Here is a 20221-nt window from a genome sequence, read left to right as displayed (position 1 = left end):
CTGGAGAAACGGGGAGCGGGATGGCGCGTGAGCGCGCTCGTGACATCTGGCAGGCCGGGTGCGGACTCGTGCTCGGCGTCGGCCTCCTGGCGACGCTGGCCGGTGACGGCGGCAGCGGCACGTCGGACGGGCCCCTGGAGCGCCCGAACACCCTGGAAGTGGCGTGGACGTCGCAGGTGCCCGGCAGGGCGCTGGACGTCGCCGACATGCCGGCAGCGGTGAGCGACCGGCTGCTGGCGATACCGCGGGGCGAGACCATCGGCATCGTGGACACGCGCGACGGACACCGCCTCTCCACCCTGAGAAGTACGGCGGCCCACTTCGCGCCGGTGGGGTTCTCCGACGGCGTGGTCCTCGCCGCGGAGCAGGAGTTCCGCGGCGCGCCGTCCCTGAGCGCCTACGATTCCGGGACCGGACGAAAGCTGTGGCAGCGGAGGGCGGACCCGACCGCGCGGGAGGGAGGAGGCCGCGGCTGGCCGGGGAACCTGCCCTTCCTGCCGGGTCAGGGGCCTGTCCTGGAGACGGCCGACGGCCGGCTCGTGGGCCTCGCTCCGCGGACGGGGACGGCCCGCTGGAGCGAGCCCATGCCGGTGCCGAGACGGTGTGAGAGGTACACGTACGACGAGTTCGGCTTGCCCAACCGCCCCTACGAGACGGTCACGACGCCGACGCGCATCGTCTTCCTCAGCAGCTGCCCGGGTACGTTCGCGGAGCTGAAGGTGATGAACCCCGCCGACGGGAGGATCCTGTGGAAGAAGCGGGTGGGCCGTTGGCGGGAGTCCGTTCGCCTCAACGCCGCGGGCCACGCCATCGGCGTGCTCCTCGACAACGACACCCGGGTCTTCACCGACTCCGGTGAGGAAGTCCTCCGGCGAAAGGGGAACCGGCAGACGGAAATGTGGCCCGTGGGACGGGCACAGGGGGTGGTGTATCTGTCGGAGCAGCCCCGCAGAACGGCCACGGCGGCCTCGGGGTCGCGCGCACATGCCCTGCACGCCGTACGAGCGGGCACCGGGACGCCTCTGTGGAAACGCACCCAGGGGTTCGCGTACGGCAACGATCTGACCAGCGAGGCGATCGTCGGTTCCGTGGACGCCGACGGCGCGTACGGCGGGAACACGCGCTGGTCCGTCGGAGACGCCCGCCTTCAAGGGCCGGGCGCGAGCAGCCTCACCGACTTCGCGGGACGGCAGAGCGCCCGCGTTCCCTGGCCGGTGGCGGGGACGTTCGTGGGCATGAGCGGGGATCTGCTCATCGTCCGCAGCGAGGAGCGGGACGGCACCGTCTACACGGCCCTGCGGCCCGCCCACCGGGCGATGGCCGCGGAGCAACTCGCCGCACTGGCAGGAGCGAAGCGGGAGGACTGGCCCGACGCCTGCCGACTGCTCGGCGCCGGTTTCCTCTCGGAACTGGGCCGGGACTACGTCAGGCTGCCTGTGAAGGGGAGCCGTACCGTGTTCGGCACCCGGCTTCCGCACCCGAGCGAGTGCCGCTTCGCCACGGAATCCGGAGCCGAGGGCGACATCTTCACCGTCACCGTGCGATGGGTGGCGCCCGACGAGCGCGCCGCCCGGACCTACGCGGCGAGCGGCGTGCCCTGGGGCTGCCACCCCGCACTGGGGAGGTGCGCCACAGCGGAGATCACTCAACCGCGGCGGGGCGTCTATCTCTACACCAACCGAGTGGGCCTCGAAGCGGTCCCGGTCGCCCACGCGACGGTGGCGTCGGGCCGTCATGTCTTCGGAATCAGCGCGGTGAAGGCCGAAGCGCATCAGAAGCGGCTGGTGCGGCGCGTGGCGCTGCACCTCTCCCGATTCGCCGCCGCCGACCGGACGTGACCCCTCACTGATGTACCTGGTTTCCCCGGAAATGGGGGGAAGCTGCAAACGGGTTATAAACTGGATGACCCTGAAATCAGGGCTCCTGTCGGCCTAATTCAGCGCGTATGGTGGTGAATTGATCCGGCGTCATCAGGTGTGCCTGCTTCTGGGCGAGAACAATGGGAGACCACATCGCGGCCGACGACTAAGGCTCACGCGCGACGGCCGCGGGCGACGAACGCCCGCGGCCCGCTGGCCCGTCGGCCACCCCCGCCATGGCACGGACTCCGGGACGAGCACGGTCAGGCGGTCGCCAGGGCGCGCCGATAGCCAGAGACCGGCGCGGGAAAGGCGGACCGCCGGGGAAGGGGGCCGGGGGACGGCTGCCCGGGCAGCGGATCGTGGCCGGGCAGGGCGAGGAGCACCGGCGGGCGGGTCCAGTCCTCCGGCTGGACCGCCATGTCCAGGCGGACATGGGTGCCGCCGGTGATCTGTACCGGACCCACCGTGCCGACCAGGAGCGGACGCCCGCTGGAGAAGTCGTCGGCGGTGTGGGCGCCCAGGGCGACGGCGTGCAGGTACCAGATGCCCGGGGGCACGCTGTTCAAAGAGAAGGGCCCGGCGCCGTCGAGCGTGGACCAGGCCACCGGCCGCCCCTGTACGACAGGGCTGTCGAAGGCGCCGATGCAGAGAGGGGAGAGCGGTGTGCCCATCACGTGGACGGTGCCGGAGACAGAACCCAGTGGGCCGGCCGGCGCGACCGGGGGAAGGATGCCCGGATGCTCGGAGCGTTCCCCTTGGGACATCCTGCGGTACTGGGTGGGGGAGAGGCCGACGGACGCGGTGAACCGGCGGGAGAACGTGCCGGTGCTGCTGTAGCAGACCTCCGCGGAGATGTCGGCCACGTTGAGACAGGTGTCGGCCAGCAGACGCTTCGCCTCGTGCAGGCGGACGGCGCTGAGAAAACGGCCGGGGGTGACACCGGTGATACGGCGGAATACCCGAAGGAAGTGGAACTTGCTCGCCATCACAGAGCGGGCGAGGTCATCCAGGCTGAGGGGTTCGTAAAACCGCTCGCGGATGGTGATGACCGCGCCTTGTGCGAGGTGTTCCATTCTGTGGGCTCCCTCTGTGATGGCTGGGTGATGTGGCCGCATGTCTGACTGATGGAGCTTCGGAGAAAAGCCCTCAACGCGGCGTGCTGCCATGTCTTCCTCGTCCTTCGATGAGGTGGGGAATGTGTGAGCCTCGGCGCACATCACGGGCGTCTCGGCGCGCAGCCGGGCGGCGGCCTGCGCTCCGCGCCGCGCGTGTTCGCGCGCTGCGACGTACCCGTTGCCGCCTTTGCCGCCGGCCGCCACGCCCAGTGGCCGGGACTGGTCGTCCATCCGCCCCCCTGCCCAGGACAACATCCCACGCGTCGAAGAACCGGACATGCCGATCGCTCTCCCGCCAGCGGCCCCGCTCAACTCCTGCTGGTACAGGGTCCTTGATTTCGACGGCGGGACGGGAAGAAGGAAAGACCCGTGAATGAGAAAGCCGCGGCCGGGAAAGCGGAGCACGGCGCACGGCGCATCCCTCGTGCTGCGAGTCGCCAGGTTTTCGAGAGTGGAGCTTCCCCGGGCGGCCTGGTCACCGGAAAAGCGCTGTCCCAGGGATTGCGAGCCGCACGTACTGGAACGCCCTGTGCGGCCGGGTCCAAGCGTTGGACGACGTCGCCACCCGGGACGGGGCGTTGGCGGTTCCTTCCGCAGGTCGCGGCAGTTCGGCCACCCGGAGCGCCGTGCCGCCCGCGCCCACGACCCGCTCCCCACCGCGCGAAGTCGAGCAATCTCGAAGTCGCGGCGGGGCGGGGCGGGTTCCTACGATCGTCGCGACGGCCGACGCGAGGCGATCAGGCCGGTCTCGCCCCTGCCCTGCCGAAACCCGGAGGAGACGCTGTGCCCCAGGACACGGCAAGGCCGCGAGAGCGAGTCCGAGCCGACGGGTGCGCCCTCGGCTCCGCCGGCACCGTGGGGCTGATCGACACCATCGCGCCGGCCGAGCGCGGACGGTCGCAGGTCCGCATCGACCGGACCGGGGACAAGCCGCAGGCGGCGCGCGGAGAGCCTGCAGAGCCGGTCGGGCCGACGGCTGGAGATCGGGGTCTGGCCGTCGGCGGCCGAGACGGTCGAGACGGCCGAGGCGGGCAAGGGGGTCAAGGCGGTCGTGCGCGCCCACGTGGTGCCGCCCGGGCTGTGGCGGTTGCCGATCGGCGAGCGTCTCACCGTGGTCGTCGCCCGCACGCAGCCCGCCTCCCCGGCGAAGGAGCCACAGTCGCCTCAGGTGAAGGGGTACGAGTACCGGCCCGTCAACAGGGCGGTGACCGGCGCCGCGCTGTTCGTCCCGGTCTCCGCGACCGTGTCCCGCGCGGTCCCCGATGTGTAGTGTGGTTAGACATGAAGGCGGAAACCCTGAGAGGGAACCTGGAAGGGATGCTGCTGTCCGTGCTGGAGCCCGGCCAACTCCACGGCTACGCGGTGATCGAGGAGCTGAAGCGGCGCAGCGGGGACGCGATCAACCTGCCGACGGGCACGGTCTATCCGGCCCTGCACCGGCTGGAGGCCGCCGGTCTCGTCGGCAGCGAGTGGTCCCGCCACAACGGGCGGCGTCGCCGCAACTACCACCTCACCGCCGCGGGCCGCCGCGCGCTCGCCGACAAGCGCACGGCGTGGCGGGAGGTCTCCTCGGTCATCTCCGTCGTACTGGGAGGCGAAGCCTGATGGAGGCGGGAGTTCTCGAGGGCTACACCGACCGGCTGGCGAAGCACCTCGTCGGCGACGGCTCGCGCCGGGCCGCGATCCTCGACGAGGTGATGGACGGCCTGCAGTGTGCGGTCGAGGGCAACATGGAGGACTGCGGCGATGCCGAGGAGGCCGCGCGACGGGCGGTACGGGAGTGGGGGCCGCCCGGAGAGGTGGCGCGCGCGTACAACGACGCCACGCTCCGGCTGAGCGCGCAGCGCCTGTCGCTGCGGGCGGTGTGCGTGCTGCCGCTGCTCGCGGTCACCTGGGCGGTCGCCCTGCTCGGCGGGCCGGCCGGTCCCTGGGCGGTGCGTCATCCGCCGCTGTTGCTGATGGGCATCTCCCTGGTGGCCTTCGGCTGTGTGATCTGCCTGGCCGGTGCCTTCTCCGGGCTCCGCAAGGGCGCCGGCATCCGGGCGGCGGTCGGGCGGCGCGACGACACCGTCACCACGGGTACCCTCGCCGCTCTCTCCGGGCTGCTGTGCACCCTGGGCGCGCTGGTGCTGCTGCTGCTCAACCGCGGTCTGTCGCACCCGGAGTCGCTGGACTGGCCGATGGTCTCCGTACCGGCGACGCTGACCGTCCTGTCGGCCCTCTACTTCGGTCTGCACTTCAAGCGCTTCGTCTCGGTTGTGCGGGGAGTGGACACGGTCTGACGCGCCCGCGCCTAACGGCTGACGCCGCCTTCCCCGAGAGCTCCCCGTGCGGGGCGACCTCCCTGGTCGCCCCGCACGGGGCTCTCTGCTGTCGGGGGTCAAGTGCTGTGCGCGAAAGGTGAGTTGAGCCCGTCAGGGAGCGCCTTCGCGGTTGCGGTGCCCTGATCAGGCCGCTACGTTGGGCATCGATAAGTAGCGTGGCTACAGAATAGTGTCACTACAGGAGGTCGGTGCCGTGGAGCGCATGACACGGTGGGTGCTCGCTCACCGATGGGCCGTGGCTCTGGTGTGGGTGGTGCTCACCCTCGCCGGGGGAGCCATGTCGGGCAGTACGATCGACAAGCTCACCTTCGAGTCGCGGCTCCCGGACAAGCCGGCCCAGGAAGCGAACGACGCGCTGGCCCAGCGCTTCTCCCAGACGGGCGGCAAGAACGCCCCGCTGCTGCTCGTGGTGACCCTTCCCGAGGGCACGACCGCCGACAGCTCCGAGGTCCGCCGGCAGTGGGGCGACCTGGTGGCCCGGGTGACCCCGCAGGGCGGCCGTAGCGTCTCGTACGCGACCACGGGCGGCGACGCGCTGCTGTCGGAGGACAAGCGCACCACGGTCGCGCTCGTCTACCCGCCGGCCAACCCGTCCAACGCGCCGTACGAGCAGTCCCTCCCGGCCATCAAGAAGACCGTCGAGCAGACGAAGATCGCCGGCGCCCAGGTCGAACTGACCGGACAGCCCGTGCTCTCCGGCCGCGACAGCGGAGCCCAGCGCAGCCCGGTCTACGAGACCCTGATCGGAGCCGTGGGCGCGCTGGTCGTGCTGGCCCTCGTCTTCGCCAGCGGTCTGGCGATCGTGCCGCTGCTGATGGCCGCCGCCGCGATCCCCACCACGTTCCTGCTGGTCCGCGGGGTCACCGGCATCACCGACGTCTCGTTCATCGTCCAGTACCTGGTGGCCCTCATCGGCCTCGGCATCGCGATCGACTACGCGCTCCTCGTCGTCACCCGCTGGCGCGAGGAACGCAACAAGCCCGGCGCCGACGGCCCCGAGCCCGAGGCCCGCAAGGAGGCCATCGTGCGCTCCGTGGCCAGCGCCGGCCGGGCTGTCGCGCTGAGCGGCGCCACCGTCGCGATCTCCCTCGCCGCACTCGTCGTGCTGCCCGTGCCCTTCCTGCGCAGCGTCGGCTACGCCGGTCTGCTCATCCCGCTCGTCAGCGTCGCCGTCGCGCTCACCCTGCTGCCCGTGCTGCTCTACTCCTGGGGCGACAAGCTCGACCGGCCGCGCCGACGGCACCGCCCCGACAGCAAGATGTGGACCAAGATCGCCCAGCTGACCACCCGTCGCCCCGCGCTGTCCGCGCTCCTCAGCGGCGCCGTGCTGGTGGCCCTGGCCGCGCCCGTGCTGTCCCTGAGCCTCGGCCAGCCGGCCACCACGACCCTGGCCCAGGGCGGACAGCCCGCCAAGTCCTTCGACCGGATCGTCGACGCCGGTTTCGGCGAGGGCATCGCCCGCCCGGTCGAGGTCCTTCTCGGCGCCGACGGCGCGGACGCCATGAACGACAAGCTCAGCGGCATCGACGGCGTCGCGGGCTCCGTCGCGCCGTCCGACTGGACGCGGGACGGTCAGCGGATCGTCGACGTATGGACCACCGAGGACCCGTCGAGCGACAGCGGCCGTGACACGGTCACCGAGGTCACGGACACCGCGCGGGACACGCCGGGCGTGCTGGCCGGCGGCGGCCCCGCACAGGACGCCGACTTCATCGACGCGGTCTACGGCGGGCTCGGACTCATCGTGCTCTTCGTCGGACTGATCACCTTCATCGTGCTGGCCCGCACCCTGCGCTCGGTGGTGCTGCCGATCAAGGCCCTGGTGCTCAACGCGCTGTCCACCTGCGCCGCCTACGGCGCCGTCGTCCTCATCTGGCAGAAGGGCTACGGCAGCGAGCTGCTCTTCGACACCCCGGCCGTCGGCGCCATCACCATCTGGGTCCCCATGGCGGTGTTCGCGTTCCTCTTCGGCCTCTCCATGGACTACGAGGTGTTCATCCTGCACCGCATCCGGGAGACCCATCTCGACCTGACCAAGGAGGGAGTGCGGGACACCGTCGTGCCGTCGGTGGTGACCGGCATCAGCCGCACCGGCCGGCTCGTCACCTCCGCCGCGCTCATCCTGTTCCTGGCCTTCACCGCCCTGGCCAGCATCCCGATCACCGACGTGAAGGTGTTCGCCACCGCGCTGGCGGCGGGCATCATCGTCGACGCAACCGTCGTCCGGGGCCTGCTCACCCCGGCCCTGGTCACCCTCCTCGGACGATCCAACTGGTGGTTCCCGCGCTCCTTGGGCCGGCTGCTCGTCACATCCCCCGCCGAGACAGCCGGCCCAAGGCCCACCTCCGCCGATGAGGCCGACGCCGCGGGGCGGGGCGTCGCGCGGGCGCCGGAGGACCCCGCCGCCAGGACCCGGGAGCAGGGCCGGGTCTGACCGGGCGAGCCACCGCGCCCCGGCGCGGTGGCTTGCACATGCTTTCTCCGGCCTTCATCGGCGTGGGTCAAGGTGGTCGCGCGGACGCGAGCGCACGGCGCCGTCCGTCATCCGCCTCCTGCGAAGGGAACCGACACGTGTCCACACAACGGCCGAGTTACGACGTGGTGATCCTCGGATCGGGGATCGCCGGATCCACCCTGGGCGCCGTCCTGGCCCGCAGCGGTGCGAAGGTGCTGCTCGCCGACGCGGCCACCCACCCGCGGTTCGCGGTGGGGGAGTCGATGATCCCCCAGCTCGTCGCCTGGCTCCAGGTGCTCGCCGAGCGGTACGACATCCCGGAGTTCGAGGCGCTGGCCGACGCCACCACCATCAACGAGCAGGTGAGCAACACCTTCGGCCGCAAACGGCACTTCGGCTTCATGCTGCACCGCCCCGGCCAGGAGCCCGACCCCACCGAGGCCCACCAGTTCGTCATCCCCGACGCCCTCACCTCGGCCAGTCACCTCTTCCGGCAGGACAGCGACGCCTACCTCTTCCGGGTCGCCGTGGGGTACGGCTGCGAGAGCCGCCAGCAGTGGCGCGTGGCCCACCTGGAGTTCGACGCCGCCGGGGCCACCCTGACCGGCACGGACGAGCACCGGGTCCGCGCCCGCTACGTCGTCGACGCGAGCGGGTTCCGTTCGCCGCTGGCCGAGCACTTCGGGCTGCGTGAGCAGCCGGCGCGGTTCCGGCACCACTCGCGCTCGCTGTTCACCCACATGATCGGGGTGCGGCCCTTCGACGACGTCGTACGGGCCCCGGAGGGTACCCGCCCGCCGGTGCCCTGGCACGAGGGCACCATGCACCACCTCTTCGAGCGGGGCTGGTTCTGGATCATCCCCTTCGACAACCACGAACTCTCCCGCAACCCGCTGTGCAGCGTGGGAGTGACGCTCGACCCGCGGCTGTACCCCAAGCCGGACGACATCAGCCCCGAGGAGGAGTTCGCCCGGCTCGTGGCGCGGTTCCCCGCCGTGGAGCGCCAGTTCCAGGGGGCGCGCAAGGTCCGCGAGTGGGTGTCGACCGGCAGGCTCCAGTACTCCTCGCGGCGCACCGTGGGCCCGCGCTGGTGCCTGATGTCGCACGCCGCCGGCTTTCTGGACCCCCTCTACTCGCGCGGCATGTCCAACACCTTCGAGATCATCCACGCGCTCGCCCCGCGGGTGCTGCAGGCCCTCGCCGACGACGACTTCGACGAGGAGCGCTTCCGCTACGTGGAAGAGCTGGAGCAGGGACTGCTCGACCACAACGACACCCTCGTCAACTGCTCCTTCATCGCCTTCTCCCACTTCCGCCTCTGGGACGCGGTCTTCCGGGTCTGGGGCAGCGGCAACACCCCCGGCACCCTGCGCATCAACAACGCCCTGCGCCGTTTCCGCGAGGACCGGGACGCCACCGTCTTCGAGCGGCTGGAGAAGGCGCCGCACACCGGCCTGTGGTGGCCCGACAGCGACGCCTTCAAAGAGCTGCTCCAGGGAACCGAACGAGCGTGCCTCGACTACGAATCGAATCTCATCGACGGCGACACGGCCGCCGACCGCGTACTGCGGCTCGTACGGGAAAGCGAAGCGGTCTCCCCGGGATTCGGATGGAAAGACGTCGACCGCCGGTTCATCTATCCCGACCGCCGGGACGTGAGGGCATTCCTGGAATGGGCGGCCGCGTCCCCCCTGCCCGAACTCGGCTCGCTCGGCCGAGAGAGCCTGGCCGCGCTGCGCCGGGCGGGCGCCCAGTCCCCGGCCACGGCCGGCAACCGGTGAGGGAGACGGCCGTGCGGAAGGACGTGACCGTACAGGACGCCAACAAGGCGCTCGCCCGCTACTGGTTCGACGAGGGATGGACCCGCGGCAATGTCGACGTGGCCGATCGCGTCTTCGCCCCCGGCTTCCTGCTGGGCGGCGAACCGGTCGGCCCCGAGGGCCCCAAGCGGAGCGTACGGCGGCGGCACGCCGCCTTCACCGGCCTCATCGTCGAGGTCGGGCTCCAGATAGCCGAAGGGCCGTGGGTCGCGACCTGGTTCACCACCCGGGCCACACATGTGGGCGAGTTCGCCGGGATCGCCCCCACCGGGCGCCCGATCACCTCGGAGGGGGTGCAGTTGTGGCGGATCGAGGACGGCCTGGTGGTGGAGGACCGCAATGTGTTCGACCTGTGGAAGGTCGTGTCCCAACTGCGCGCTACGAGCCAGAATGAATGATGTTTTTCTCGTAGGCGAAAATGACCGCGTGCACGCGGTTGCGGAGCCCCAGCTTCTCCATTACTTTCTGAATGTGGGACTTCACGGTGCTCTGACTCAGAGTCAATTCCGCGGATATCTCGGCATTTGTGTACCCGCGGGTGATGAGCCGGAACACCTCGAGTTCCCGGTCCGTGAGCTGTTCCAGTGGGGAACTCCGCCGGCCCGGGCGGGCCGTGGGAATCAGCAGCGAACGCCCGGTGGCCATGATGCGGACCGCGGCGGCCAGTTCCTGCGAGCTGCTGCGGCTGGAGAGCAGACCCTTGACCCCCGGCAGCGGCATCCGCTCCGCCACCGTGGCCACGTCGTCGATCAGGACGAGCATGGTCGGAGTCGCCCGCGCTGACGCCTGCGAGCCGGCCGGCGCGCCGACGCGGCGGACGACCTCCGCCGCATCGGTGTCCGTATGGGAGTTGATGACCACGACGTCGGGCCGCAGTTCCAGGTACCGGGCGGCCGCCGTCTCGCCGTCCGTCGCCTCGCCGGTCACCTGGAGATCAGGATAGTGCTCGAGAATGGTGCGCAGTCCGGTGAGCGAGATGGGGTGCGAATCGACGAGCAGGACGGTGGTGCGAGCCGAGCCTGACATGTATTCCCCCGGATGTAATGGACAGTGCCGACCTTGCAGACAGAATAGAGTGGCCCCGCCCCGTCGGATCCACATCGGCGCTTATCCCAGATTGGCGAATCCGCGCCCGCCGGAAGCTGCCGCGCCCGCCGCGAGAGCGGCGCGTACGCGACGCGCCGGCCCGCACCGCCCGCGCCGTCAACGCGCTCGGGCCGGGATTGCGGTCCCCGGGCCGGAAAACCACGAACCCAAGCACGGGCGGATGCGCCCGCTCCCGCCCCGGGACCTCTTCTGTCCCGGGGCGGGAGCGGTCTGCGTGCGGGCGGGTTCAGTTCTTGCGGGCCACCACCGCGGTGGTGAGCGCGGGCAGCGAGACGGTCCGCTGCACCGTGAACCCGGCCCGCGTCACCCACTCCCGGCACTGGGCCGGCGAGAAGCCGCCCGCCTGAGCGGACTGCGTCATCATGACGAGGCTGAGCAGCAGGGACTCGGGCCGGGACCGGTCGTCGTCGAGCATCGTGTCGTAGACGACGAGGCAGCCGCCGTCGAGCACGGCGGCGTGCGCCCGGCGCAGCAGTTCCAGCCGTCGCTCGTCCGGCCAGTCGTGCAGCACGCTGCCGAGGATCACCACGTCCGCCGGCGGCAGGTCGTCCACGAAGAAGTTCCCGCCCACGAAGTCCAGCCGGTCCCCGACGCCCCGTTCGGCCACCAGGTCCTCGAAGTGCGCCTTCATCGCCGGCCGGTCGAGCACCGTGCCGGTGAGCGAGGGGTGGGCGGCGGCCAGGCGCGCGGCCAGGTTGCCACGCGCCCCGCCGATGTCGCTGAAGGTGCGGTACCGGGCCCAGTCCAGGCACGCGGCGAGCCCGTCCGCGATCGCCGTGCTGAAGGAGTCCATGGCGGAAAGGAACAGCCGCAGCCGTTCCGGGTCGCGGAAGATCCGGGTGAACGGCACCTCCCCGGCCGTGTTCTGGCCGCGTGCGTTGCCGGTGCGCAGCAGCCCGGTCAGCGCCTGCGGATCGTTCCCCATCAGCTCGCTCGTCATCCGCAGGAAGCCGCCCACGAAGCCGTCCCGGTCCGGCAGCAGATGCCGGGCCGCGGCCGGGCTGTTGCCGTACCGCCCGTCCGTCCGGGTGAGCAGCCCGATCGCGGCCAGCGCGTCCAGGAAGTCCCGGGCGGCACGCGGATGCAGACCGAGCCGGGCGGACAGCTCCGCGCCGTCGAGCGGCCGCTCGGCCAGAGCGGTGAAGACGCCCAGCTCCGAAGCGGCGGTCAGCAGTCTGCTCCGGAGGAACGACCACCCGACGAGCATCACGTCGTAGGGGTCCTCAAGTGCTCCCGGCCGGCGGGCGGCACCTGGTTCCGGCATGGTCATCCCCGCTCATCCTCGCTTTCCCTGTGTCGTTCGGGGCGGCCGCTCACACCGGATTCCGCTGGGGCTCCAGACCGGTGGATTCGACACGCGGTGCGTTTCTGCGGCCTATGCGGACACGCAGCCAGAGTTCCAGCGGACGTTCGTAGAACCGGTACAGAAGGGCACACAGCGCAGTGGTGATGACGAGGGCGAGCAGCGCCCATCCGGCGTTCGACCAACTCGCCTCCACCGGCACCATGTAGAACTCGATGAGGCTCTTCCGGTCGAAGACCGCCGACGCGATTTCGAAGAGCACGGTGAAATGCAGCAGATAGAACGCGTACGACCATTCACCGAGAAAGACCATGGGTCGCGTGCTCAGCCACGAGGACCGGCCGGACAGGTCCCGCTGCGCCACCGCGACCACGACCAGGGCGTACAGCGGCGCGGTCACCTGGCCGAGCGCGTCGTACACCACGAAGGCGCGCCAGGTCTCGTCGCGCAGCAGCCACAGCACCAGCAGTCCCGCCGCCAGCACCCCGGTGGCGGCACCGGTTCCCAGCGGCGAGCGCCAGCCCTTGCGGACGGCCGCCGCGGCCACCACACCGAGCAGGAACTCCCAGACGCGGGCGATCGGTGAGTACACACCGAAGATGAGCCCGTCCATGCCGGTGAACGAGGGGCGCGCCTGCGGCGGATACGCCTCCCAGAGCCAGACCTTGATGCCCCAGCCGATCAGCACCAGGACCACGGCCGCCCCGGCCAGCCAGCGCAGGGACCGGCGCAGGGTGGCCTTGGCGATGAACGGGAAGAGCGCGTAGAAGAACGCCTCGCAGGCCAGCGACCAGGTCACCGGGCTGGTGCCGCCGAGGATCCAGCTGGGCACCCACGCCTGGAAGAGCAGCACCGCGGAGACCGCCATCAGGACGGCCCTGTCGGTCTCGCCGTCCGGCACGCCGGGCAGTTGCAGCAGGAGCGGCAGCAGCGCGCCGACCGCGAGCACCGGCCAGATCCGGGCGAAGCGGCGCCCGTAGAAGGCGCCGGCCCGGTCGCCCTCGAGGTACGTCCAGGTCAGCACGAAGCCGGAGAGCACGAAGAAGAACGTGACCCCGGAGGCACCCAGCGCGAACACGGCATCGGTGTGCGGCAGCGGCAGCAGGGTGGTGAGGTGGTTGAGGAAGACGGCGAGCGCCGCGACCCAGCGCAGGCCGGTCAGCGAGTTCAGCCGGGTGCCCGGCGGGGTCGCGGGCGCGGTGGCGGGCGGAACCGGCGGGGATCCGGGCCGCGAGGCGGATGAAGTCATGGCACCAGCCATTCGGTGACGGTGAAGGGAGCGGACTGGCCGTCGGCCCCCGGAATTCCGGGTGGCGACGGATAAAGTGGCCGTACACCGGCCCAAGCGTGCAGCAGCATTGCAGCACCGGCCGATGAACCCGCCGTTAAGCAGCCATAAAACCGGCCTCGGCCGGTAATTGACCGACTGAATTCCCTTTTGATGTGAGGGCGCTGCGGCTAGTCTCGTGCACGTACCTCAATTTCCGGACGAATCGAGGGGCGGCATGCGGGAATTCCCTTACAGGACGGCGATGGTGACCGGGGCGTCGAGCGGAATAGGCGAGGGATTCGCGCGCCGGCTCGCGGCGGCAGGCGTGGATCTCGTGCTCGTCGCGCGTCGCGGTGACCGGCTCGAAGAACTCGCCGCGGAGCTGGAGTCCGGGCACGGCGTCCGGGTCGAGGTGCTGGCGGCCGACCTCACCGACGAGGGCCGGCTCGCCACCGTGGAAGAGCGGCTCACCGACCCGGCGCACCCCGTCGAACTGCTGGTGAACAACGCCGGATCGAGCGGCTCCGGGGCGTTCGCGGAGCTGCCGGCCGAGCGGGAGCTGCACACCGCGGTGCTCAACGCCGTGGTCCCGCTGCGGCTGACCCGCGCCTGCCTGCCCGGAATGATCGCCCGGGGCGCCGGTGGTGTGGTGAACGTGTCGTCGCTCGTCGCCGTGCTGCCCAAACCGCGCTCCGCGACCTACGCCGCATCCAAGGCGTTCCTCTCCTCGTTCGGGGAGAGCCTGGCCATGGAGGTCGAGCGTCACGGCGTCCACGTCACCACCGTGCACACCGGCCTCACCCGCTCCGAGTTCCACCAGGCGGCCGGGGTGTCCGCCGACACCCTCCCGGACATCAACTGGCTGACGCCGGACGAGGTCGCGCGGGCCGGCCTGGAGGCGGTGGCGGCCGGGCGGCAGTCCGTGGTCCCCGGTTTCGCCTACCGCGTCCGGCTGCCGCTGATGCGGGCGATGCCGCGCTCCGTCGTGCGCGCCGTCATCCGCCGCGTCCACAAGGCGTGACCGCTCCGGTCCTCGGCGCTCCGGGCGCGAGGCCGCGGCCAGGCTGCCCGGTCTCCCTCGCCACCCCGGGTGGCCCGCGGCCCCGCCCGCACGAGCGGTGGCTCCTCGACCGGTCGGGTTCCTGAACAGCACGAGCGGGTGGCTTCCCGACCGGTCGCCGGGGAGCCACCCGCTCGTTCGTCCCGTCACGGACGGGACGCCGTCCTCACTGCGGAACCGGCGCCATCTCCCCCCGCGGCGCCGACGGCAGGGCGACCCCGCGCACATCGACTCCCGTGGTCAGATAGCGCAGTTCGTCCGGGCCCTCGTGCCGCAGCCAGTGCGCCATCCGCCGCAGATCCTCCGGCTTGGGGTAGACGAAGCGGCAGGCCGGGTCGCGCAGCCCGAGGTGGTCCAGCACCACGGGCGCGTCCGCCACGGTCCGCATCAGTTCACGGCCGGCGTCGGCGGCGGCGCGCTCGCCCCGGTCGACGGCGTCGCAGACCCGCACCATCTCGTCGAAGAGCGCCTTGTAGCCGTGCGACCCCGGCACCGGCAGACCGGGGTACGCCGCCTGCTCCATCGCCCGGAGCACCCCGTCGTCACCGGAGTCCATGAACCGCTCGGTGAACCGGTCGAAGCGCAGGTTGACGGGCACCTCGGCCGCGCACCAGACGCGGTAGACCGCGTTCCACAGGGCGTGGTCCGCGAACGAGACGAACGAGCAGTTGACCAGCTCGTCGTTGTATCGGATCAGCCCCTGCTGCAACTCGTCGACGTAGCGGAACCGCTCCTCGTCGAAGTCGTCGTCGGCCAGCGCCTCCAGCAGCCGCCACGCCAGCGAGTTGATGACCTCGCCGGTGTTGGTGAGACCGCGCGAGTACAACGGGTCGATGAAGCCGGCCGCGTGCGACATCAGGCACCAGCGGTGCCCCACCGTCTGCTCGGACGCGTACTGGATCCGGCCCGCCGACACCCACGGCCGTACCGTACGGGCCTCGGTGAACAGCCGCTCCACGGCGGGGAACCGCGCCGCGAAGCGACGGAACTCCTCCTCCGGGCTCAGGTCCTCCGACTTGGGGTACAGGCGCTCGTCCAGGGTGAGCCCGACGCTCACCAGGGGGTTCTTCGACCCGGGCGCGTTGTTGAACGGGATCGACCAGAACCAGCCGCGCTCGAAGATGTGGTGCATGGTGCCCTCCACCCAAGGGATGGGCGGGGCGTCCTCGGGGCCCACGCGCAGACAGGCATCGGTCGGCCGGACCCCGATCATGTGCGTGAACATCGAGCGCGAGTGGTGCTTGAGCGCCCCCGGCGGCTTGCGCAGCCCGAGCCGGTGTGCGACGGGGGAGCGGAAGCCGCTGGCGTCGACCAGGTAGCGGCCCTCGTGGCGCTCCCCGCCCCTGCCGACCACGGCCACGTGGTCGCCGGCGAGTTCGACGTCCTCGACCTGGAACGCCTGGCGCACGTCGCAGCCGTAGCCGATCGCGGTGTGGAAGAGGTAGGCGTCGGTGTCCTGGCGGAACAGATGACTGGTCTGGAGCACCTTCGAGGGCGGACTGAACTGCAGGAACTCGGCCGGGTCCGGCTCTTTGCCCTCCTCGTGCCGGATGAAGCCGAAGTGCCGCTTGGTGCCGCACGTCGGGGCGATCTCGTCCCGGCAGCCCTCGTACGACGTCAGCGCTTCCAGCTCGGGCACCTGGTAGCGGCGGGCGAGGAGCCGGAACACCTTCAGCGTGTAGAGCGTCGTCGACTCGCCGACGGCGAAGCGGGGATGGGTGCCGCCGTCGAGCAGCAGGACGGAAGCGCCCTGCCGGGCCAGGATGGCACCCAGGGTCGAGCCGGCGATGCCCGATCCCAGGATGATCACGTCGTGCCGGCGGGGCGCGACGACGCGCGGTCGGGGGCGGTGACCGGACAGCGGTCCTGGCATGTGGTCCTCCCAGGTCGGTGGAGTGGGGGTGAGGGTGTACACGGAAAGGGGCACCGCGCCGCACCGCGGTGCCCCGGACAGGGCGGGTGCGCGCGCCGGGGCACCCGCGCCGCGAGAGGGGTCAGCCCCGGTCGCCGCGGGCCGCGCCGGGCGGCGGGCCGCCCAGGTCGCCGTGGGCCCCCGGCGGCGGCTGGAACCCGCGGATCTGGTGACTGTTCGCCAGCTCCTGCATCTTGGCCCAGTCCGGCCGCCCGTTCGCGACCAGCGCGGACAGCCCGCGGAAGAAGTGCTCGACACCGCCGGGGGTGTGGATGACCAGCAACTGCCCCGCCTCGTCACCGACGTTCAGGAACCGGTGCGGCACCCCGCGCGGACCGTAGACAACGGTGCCGGCCGAGATCACCTCCGTGACGCCGCCGACCTCGAATTCGTAGCGCCCCTTGTTGACGAAGAACGCCTCGTCGGCCGTCTCGTGCACGTGCAGCGGCGGGCCGCTGCCCGGCTGGGTGGTGATCTGGTAGAAGCTGTACAGCCCGCCGGTGTCCTCCGCGTTCAGCAGGAACCGGCCCTCCTCACCGAACCAGCAGACGGGTTCGGTCTTGTCCCGGTCGACCACTTTGCGTTCGGTCTTCGACACGTTCTTCCCTTCCTTTCGCGGATGCGCTTCTCGCGCGCGTGCGTCCCTCTCGCGGATGCGTTTGTGGGCATCGCCCTCAGCAGTCCCCGCCAGCACACCAGCGGCCGATAAAGAGCCGGATAAACAGGGGAAAAGCCCGGTCAGACGAGCGCCGTGCCGCCGTCGGCCAGCAGACAGCCGCCGGTGAGGTAGGACGCGCGGGGGGAGGCCGCGAACGCGATGAGTTCGGCGACGTCCTCGGGCGTCCCGTTGCGGCGCACCGCGGCCCGCTCGGCGGCCGCCCGACGCTGCCGCTCGGGGATGTGCGCCGCCAGCTCGGTCAGGATGAGGCCCGGCTCGACGGCGTTCACCCGCACACCGGCCGGCCCCGCCTCCAGAGCCAGTGTCCGCACCGCCGCCTCCACACCCGCCTTGGCGACGGCGAGCGGCAGGAACCGCGGCGCGGGCCGCCGGGCGAGCGCCGCCCCGACCGCCACGATCGATCCGTCGCCCCGCTCCGTCATGCCGGGCAGCACGGCGCGCGTGGTGAGGAAGAGGGCCTTGAGCTGCTGGGTGACCACCCGCTCCAGGTCCGCCCACTCCAGCTCCGTCGCGGGAGCGATCCGTGCCTCGTGAGCGCCGAGACCGGCCGCGTTCAGCACCAGCACGTCCAAGGGCCCCAGTTCGGCGGTGACGCCGGCGACCAGGTCCCGGACCTGCCGGGGGTCGGTGACATCGGCCCGCACCGCCACCGCGTGACCTCCCCTGCGCCGGATCGAGTCCACCACCTCGCGAGCCCGGTCCGCGCTCCTGTGGTAATTGACGGCCACCCGCGCGCCGCGGGCAGCGAGCAGCCGGGCGGTGGCCGCGCCGATGCCACGGCTCGCGCCGGTGACGAGCGCGACCCGGCCGCTGAACTCCGCTCCCGTGTCGGTCACCTCGCCGCGCGGCACCGACTCCTCGCCCTCACTCTCGGCGTGTGCCGTGTTCACCGGATCATCTCCTCCGCTCCTTGGCCCTCGCTCGTCGATCGGTCACTCATCCCCATGCCAGCCAGCAGCCCCCGAGGGCCGCGCAGAAGGCGAGCACCGCGCAGGCGGTGCGCCGCCGGTTGGCCCGGGCCCAGTCGGCGCGCAGGGTGTCCCAGCCGTCCGGGATCTCTCCGGCCTCGGCCCACGCGTCGATGCGCCGGTTCATCCGTACGTTGCGCAGTTCCGACACCAGGGCTACGCCCCCCACCGAGGCCAGCGCGGCGGCGAACGCGGCCTTGGCCGCCGCCGAGGGGGCGAGGAAGGACAGCCCGAGCCCGGCGGCCAGGGCGACCTTGTTGACCGTCGGCATCAGCGGGTCGAATCCCGGGTCGAGCAGCCGGTGCACCTCGGACCACGTCCGGCGCGGCAGGCGCAGCAGCATCGGTACGACGGCCCGCTCGACCGCGACCAGGGCGCCGGCCAGCACCCCGGTGCACAGCACGAACACGGTGGCCAGCGCAGGGGTGAGCATGAGGCGCGCTCACCCGGCCCCGCCGGTGGCGCCGGCCACCGGCAGCTCAGGGCCGCGCTCCAGCCGGTCGTCCAGCATCAGCCCGTAGCTCTGGCCGCGGGCGACGGTGTCGAAGAAGACGTACATCATCAGGTCGCGCAGCCGGCACAGGGGCGTGCTGTGCACGAGCCCCAGTGTGCCGATCCGCCACGACGTGCTGACCATGTCCGCGGCCCGCTCCCGGCGGGCGGCCTCGAACGCGCGCAGGGTCCGCGGGACCTCGTCCGGTGGGGTCCGGCCGAGCATGCCGGCCAGGACCACACCGCTCTCGATGGCCTGTCCCGCGCCCTGACTGAGGTTGAGCGTCATCGGATGGGCGGCGTCCCCCACCAGGACGACGCGGCCGTGCGCCCAGCCGCCCCCCGGCGGACGGTCGTGGATGGCGACCGGCAGGATCGCCTCCTCGTCGGTGGAGGCGATGATCCGGCCGACCGGCTCCGGCCAGTGCCGGTAGGCGGCGGCCAGCTCGTCGCGACGGTTGTTGCGCAGGGTGTCGAGGCCGGTCGCGGCCCGGTCGCTCGTGATGGCGTCCCAGTAGACCTCGTTCTCGTTGAGCCTGCAGTACAGGAAGCGCAGGCCGCCCTTGCCCCACAGGTTGAAGAACGTGCCCGTGGGCACCAGGGACTCGCCCGGCAGCCGGGTGATGGCCTGCCAGGCCGTATAGCCCGCGTACCGCGGCGGCGGTTCGAAGCCGCGCCGCATCCGCGCGCGCACGGTCGAGCGCAGCCCGTCCGCGCCGATCAGCACGTCACCGCGGGCCGAGGACCCGTCCGCGAAGCGCGCGGTCACCCCCTCGTCGTCCTCGGCCCAGCCGGTGAGGCGGGAACCGAACCGGATCCGGTGGTCGCCCACGGCGTGGGTGAGCACCTTGTGCAGGGTGGAGCGCCGCAGGGCGCAGGCCGGCGCCCCGCAGCGCTCCGACGGCCCGTCCAGGTGCCAGCGCGCCAGCCGCCTGCCGGTGTCCGAGCGGAACTCGTGGAAGCGCATCCGGACGGAGTCCGCGGCGACGGCCTCGTCGAGCCCGATCCGGCGCAGGGCCAGGAACGCGTTGTGCCAGAGCATGAAACCGCCGCCGGTCAGCAGCAGTCCCGGAGTCCGGCGCGCCTCGAACACCTCCGCCTCGATGCCCTGCCTCAGCAGGCCCGCCGCCGTGGTGAGCCCGCCGATGCCGGCCCCGATCACCAGTGCCTTGCGGATGGTCGCCATGACAGCCGTCCGTCTCAGCCGTGCGACGGAACGCTGTCGAGCCGGACGCGCAGATCGTAGATCCGCCGCTCGATGCCGCCGCCGCTCCAGTAAGGGAACATGGGCGCCGCCGTCTCCCGGTGGCCGGGGGCGTCCTCCCAGGCGCGGAACGCCTGCTCGCTCTCCCACTCGGCGAGCAGGACGTAGCGGCCGGGCTCCTCGGCGTCGCGCAGCAGTTCGTCGCGGAGGTGGCCGGGGGTGCCGCGGACCGCCGCGGCCACGGAGCGGTACGCCTCCTCGAAGGCCTCCCGGTCCTTCTCCTCGATGCGGGCGGACACCATGACACGTACGGGCATGACGGTTACCTCTCCTCGGTGGGCGGGGCGGGGACGTGGGCGACGGTTTCCAGCACCCGCTTGTGGGCGAAAGCGCGGAACGCCTCCAGGCGGGCGCTGAGCTCCGCGCGTTCAGGACTCCTCTGGAAGGCCTCCAGGGAGGCCGGGTCGGCCCAGTCGGCCATGATCAGATGGGTGAGCGGGTCGTCCGGGTCGCGCAACAGGGTCTGTCCGACGCTGCCGGGCAGCCGCGCCGCCGCCCGGGCCGTTTCCAGCCAGGCGGCCCGGAACTCGCCCTCGTGTCCCTCGCGGACCCTCATCTCCAGTACGGTGCGCAGCACGGGCGCGGCTCCT

At 71.6% G+C, this 20221-nt stretch carries 18 protein-coding genes and 2 pseudogenes; 8 read left to right on the top strand and 12 right to left on the bottom strand.

What is annotated here, in order from left to right; translation table 11 throughout:
* Positions 1-20 precede the first annotated feature (20 nt).
* A complete protein-coding gene (locus VE614_RS24680; protein ID WP_324941203.1) occupies positions 21-1838 on the top strand; it encodes a PQQ-binding-like beta-propeller repeat protein in 1818 nt (605 codons plus the stop codon).
* 284 nt (positions 1839-2122) lie between these two features.
* On the opposite strand, the gene VE614_RS24675 is transcribed toward VE614_RS24680, so the two are convergent.
* Complete coding sequence (locus VE614_RS24675; RefSeq protein WP_324941200.1) at positions 2123-3208, bottom strand: AraC family transcriptional regulator; 1086 nt, start codon at positions 3206-3208, stop codon at positions 2123-2125.
* A gap of 820 nt (positions 3209-4028) precedes the next feature.
* Between VE614_RS24675 and VE614_RS24670 the strand changes: the two genes are divergently transcribed.
* From VE614_RS24670 to VE614_RS24645, 6 genes are all read left to right on the top strand, one after another.
* On the top strand, positions 4029-4247 hold the full coding sequence (locus tag VE614_RS24670) for a hypothetical protein (RefSeq protein ID WP_324941197.1): 219 nt from the start codon (positions 4029-4031) through the stop codon (positions 4245-4247).
* Positions 4248-4258: 11 nt separating this feature from the next.
* Entirely contained in the window at positions 4259-4582 is a 324-nt protein-coding gene (locus tag VE614_RS24665; protein ID WP_324941194.1) for a PadR family transcriptional regulator, read from the top strand.
* Positions 4582-5259, top strand: coding sequence for a permease prefix domain 1-containing protein (locus tag VE614_RS24660; protein WP_324941191.1), 678 nt, complete (start codon positions 4582-4584; stop codon positions 5257-5259). Before VE614_RS24665 ends, VE614_RS24660 begins: the two co-directional genes overlap by 1 nt.
* A gap of 244 nt (positions 5260-5503) precedes the next feature.
* A complete protein-coding gene (locus VE614_RS24655) occupies positions 5504-7735 on the top strand; it encodes an MMPL family transporter (RefSeq protein WP_324941983.1) in 2232 nt (743 codons plus the stop codon).
* Between the two features lie 137 nt (positions 7736-7872).
* Positions 7873-9537, top strand: coding sequence for an NAD(P)/FAD-dependent oxidoreductase (locus tag VE614_RS24650; protein ID WP_324941188.1), 1665 nt, complete (start codon positions 7873-7875; stop codon positions 9535-9537).
* Between the two features lie 11 nt (positions 9538-9548).
* Positions 9549-9974 carry an ester cyclase gene (locus VE614_RS24645; RefSeq protein ID WP_324941186.1) on the top strand — a complete coding sequence of 142 codons (426 nt, stop codon included), beginning with the start codon at positions 9549-9551 and terminating at the stop codon, positions 9972-9974.
* Here the strand turns inward: VE614_RS24645 and VE614_RS24640 are convergent.
* The 4 genes and pseudogenes from VE614_RS24640 to VE614_RS24630 form a co-directional block, all read right to left on the bottom strand.
* Positions 9955-10602, bottom strand: a complete 648-nt coding sequence (locus VE614_RS24640) for a response regulator transcription factor (protein WP_324941184.1) — start codon at positions 10600-10602, stop codon at positions 9955-9957. The genes VE614_RS24645 and VE614_RS24640 overlap by 20 nt on opposite strands.
* A 307-nt stretch (positions 10603-10909) precedes the next feature.
* Positions 10910-11539, bottom strand: a pseudogene (locus tag VE614_RS33800) (methyltransferase); the annotation flags it as partial.
* Between the two features lie 135 nt (positions 11540-11674).
* Positions 11675-11890, bottom strand: a pseudogene (locus VE614_RS33795) (methyltransferase family protein); the annotation flags it as partial.
* A gap of 106 nt (positions 11891-11996) precedes the next feature.
* The gene (locus VE614_RS24630; protein WP_324941178.1) at positions 11997-13235 is read right to left on the bottom strand and encodes an acyltransferase; all 1239 of its coding nucleotides are present in this window, start codon (positions 13233-13235) and stop codon (positions 11997-11999) included.
* 256 nt (positions 13236-13491) lie between these two features.
* Here VE614_RS24630 and VE614_RS24625 point away from each other — a divergent pair, with 256 nt between their 5' ends.
* A complete protein-coding gene (locus tag VE614_RS24625) occupies positions 13492-14277 on the top strand; it encodes an SDR family oxidoreductase (RefSeq protein WP_324941175.1) in 786 nt (261 codons plus the stop codon).
* A gap of 205 nt (positions 14278-14482) precedes the next feature.
* Here the strand turns inward: VE614_RS24625 and VE614_RS24620 are convergent, their stop codons facing one another.
* The 7 genes from VE614_RS24620 to VE614_RS24590 all read right to left on the bottom strand — a co-directional run bounded on the left by VE614_RS24620 (position 14483) and on the right by VE614_RS24590 (position 20208).
* The gene (locus VE614_RS24620; protein WP_324941173.1) at positions 14483-16189 is read right to left on the bottom strand and encodes an NAD(P)/FAD-dependent oxidoreductase; all 1707 of its coding nucleotides are present in this window, start codon (positions 16187-16189) and stop codon (positions 14483-14485) included.
* Positions 16190-16310: 121 nt separating this feature from the next.
* A complete protein-coding gene (locus VE614_RS24615; protein WP_324941170.1) occupies positions 16311-16826 on the bottom strand; it encodes a cupin domain-containing protein in 516 nt (171 codons plus the stop codon).
* Positions 16827-16966: 140 nt separating this feature from the next.
* Positions 16967-17797, bottom strand: a complete 831-nt coding sequence (locus VE614_RS24610; protein WP_324941167.1) for an SDR family NAD(P)-dependent oxidoreductase — start codon at positions 17795-17797, stop codon at positions 16967-16969.
* 46 nt (positions 17798-17843) lie between these two features.
* Entirely contained in the window at positions 17844-18308 is a 465-nt protein-coding gene (locus VE614_RS24605) for an anthrone oxygenase family protein (protein WP_324941165.1), read from the bottom strand.
* A gap of 9 nt (positions 18309-18317) precedes the next feature.
* Positions 18318-19553 carry an FAD-dependent monooxygenase gene (locus VE614_RS24600; protein WP_324941162.1) on the bottom strand — a complete coding sequence of 412 codons (1236 nt, stop codon included), beginning with the start codon at positions 19551-19553 and terminating at the stop codon, positions 18318-18320.
* A gap of 14 nt (positions 19554-19567) precedes the next feature.
* On the bottom strand, positions 19568-19888 hold the full coding sequence (locus VE614_RS24595) for an antibiotic biosynthesis monooxygenase family protein (protein ID WP_324941159.1): 321 nt from the start codon (positions 19886-19888) through the stop codon (positions 19568-19570).
* Positions 19889-19893: 5 nt separating this feature from the next.
* A complete protein-coding gene (locus VE614_RS24590) occupies positions 19894-20208 on the bottom strand; it encodes an antibiotic biosynthesis monooxygenase family protein (protein ID WP_324941156.1) in 315 nt (104 codons plus the stop codon).
* Between the last annotated feature and the right edge of the window lie 13 nt (positions 20209-20221).

The sequence above is a fragment of the Streptomyces sp. genome (assembly GCF_035645055.1).
Classification (GTDB): domain Bacteria; phylum Actinomycetota; class Actinomycetes; order Streptomycetales; family Streptomycetaceae; genus Streptomyces.
Note: the sequence above shows the minus strand (reverse complement) of the source record. Positions and strands in the feature narration are given on the sequence as shown.

Bases quoted from the DNA above. Each gene is read 5' to 3' on its own strand.
- VE614_RS24680 (WP_324941203.1), top strand. From the start codon at position 21: ATGGCGCGTGAGCGCGCTCGTGACATCTGGCAGGCCGGGTGCGGACTC.
- VE614_RS24675 (WP_324941200.1), bottom strand. From the start codon at position 3,208: ATGGACGACCAGTCCCGGCCACTGGGCGTGGCGGCCGGCGGCAAAGGC.
- VE614_RS24665 (WP_324941194.1), top strand. From the start codon at position 4,259: ATGAAGGCGGAAACCCTGAGAGGGAACCTGGAAGGGATGCTGCTGTCC.
- VE614_RS24660 (WP_324941191.1), top strand. From the start codon at position 4,582: ATGGAGGCGGGAGTTCTCGAGGGCTACACCGACCGGCTGGCGAAGCAC.
- VE614_RS24655 (WP_324941983.1), top strand. From the start codon at position 5,504: ATGACACGGTGGGTGCTCGCTCACCGATGGGCCGTGGCTCTGGTGTGG.
- VE614_RS24640 (WP_324941184.1), bottom strand. From the start codon at position 10,602: ATGTCAGGCTCGGCTCGCACCACCGTCCTGCTCGTCGATTCGCACCCC.
- VE614_RS24630 (WP_324941178.1), bottom strand. From the start codon at position 13,235: ATGACTTCATCCGCCTCGCGGCCCGGATCCCCGCCGGTTCCGCCCGCC.
- VE614_RS24625 (WP_324941175.1), top strand. From the start codon at position 13,492: ATGCGGGAATTCCCTTACAGGACGGCGATGGTGACCGGGGCGTCGAGC.
- VE614_RS24620 (WP_324941173.1), bottom strand. From the start codon at position 16,189: ATGCCAGGACCGCTGTCCGGTCACCGCCCCCGACCGCGCGTCGTCGCG.
- VE614_RS24605 (WP_324941165.1), bottom strand. From the start codon at position 18,308: ATGCTCACCCCTGCGCTGGCCACCGTGTTCGTGCTGTGCACCGGGGTG.
- VE614_RS24600 (WP_324941162.1), bottom strand. From the start codon at position 19,553: ATGGCGACCATCCGCAAGGCACTGGTGATCGGGGCCGGCATCGGCGGG.
- VE614_RS24595 (WP_324941159.1), bottom strand. From the start codon at position 19,888: ATGCCCGTACGTGTCATGGTGTCCGCCCGCATCGAGGAGAAGGACCGG.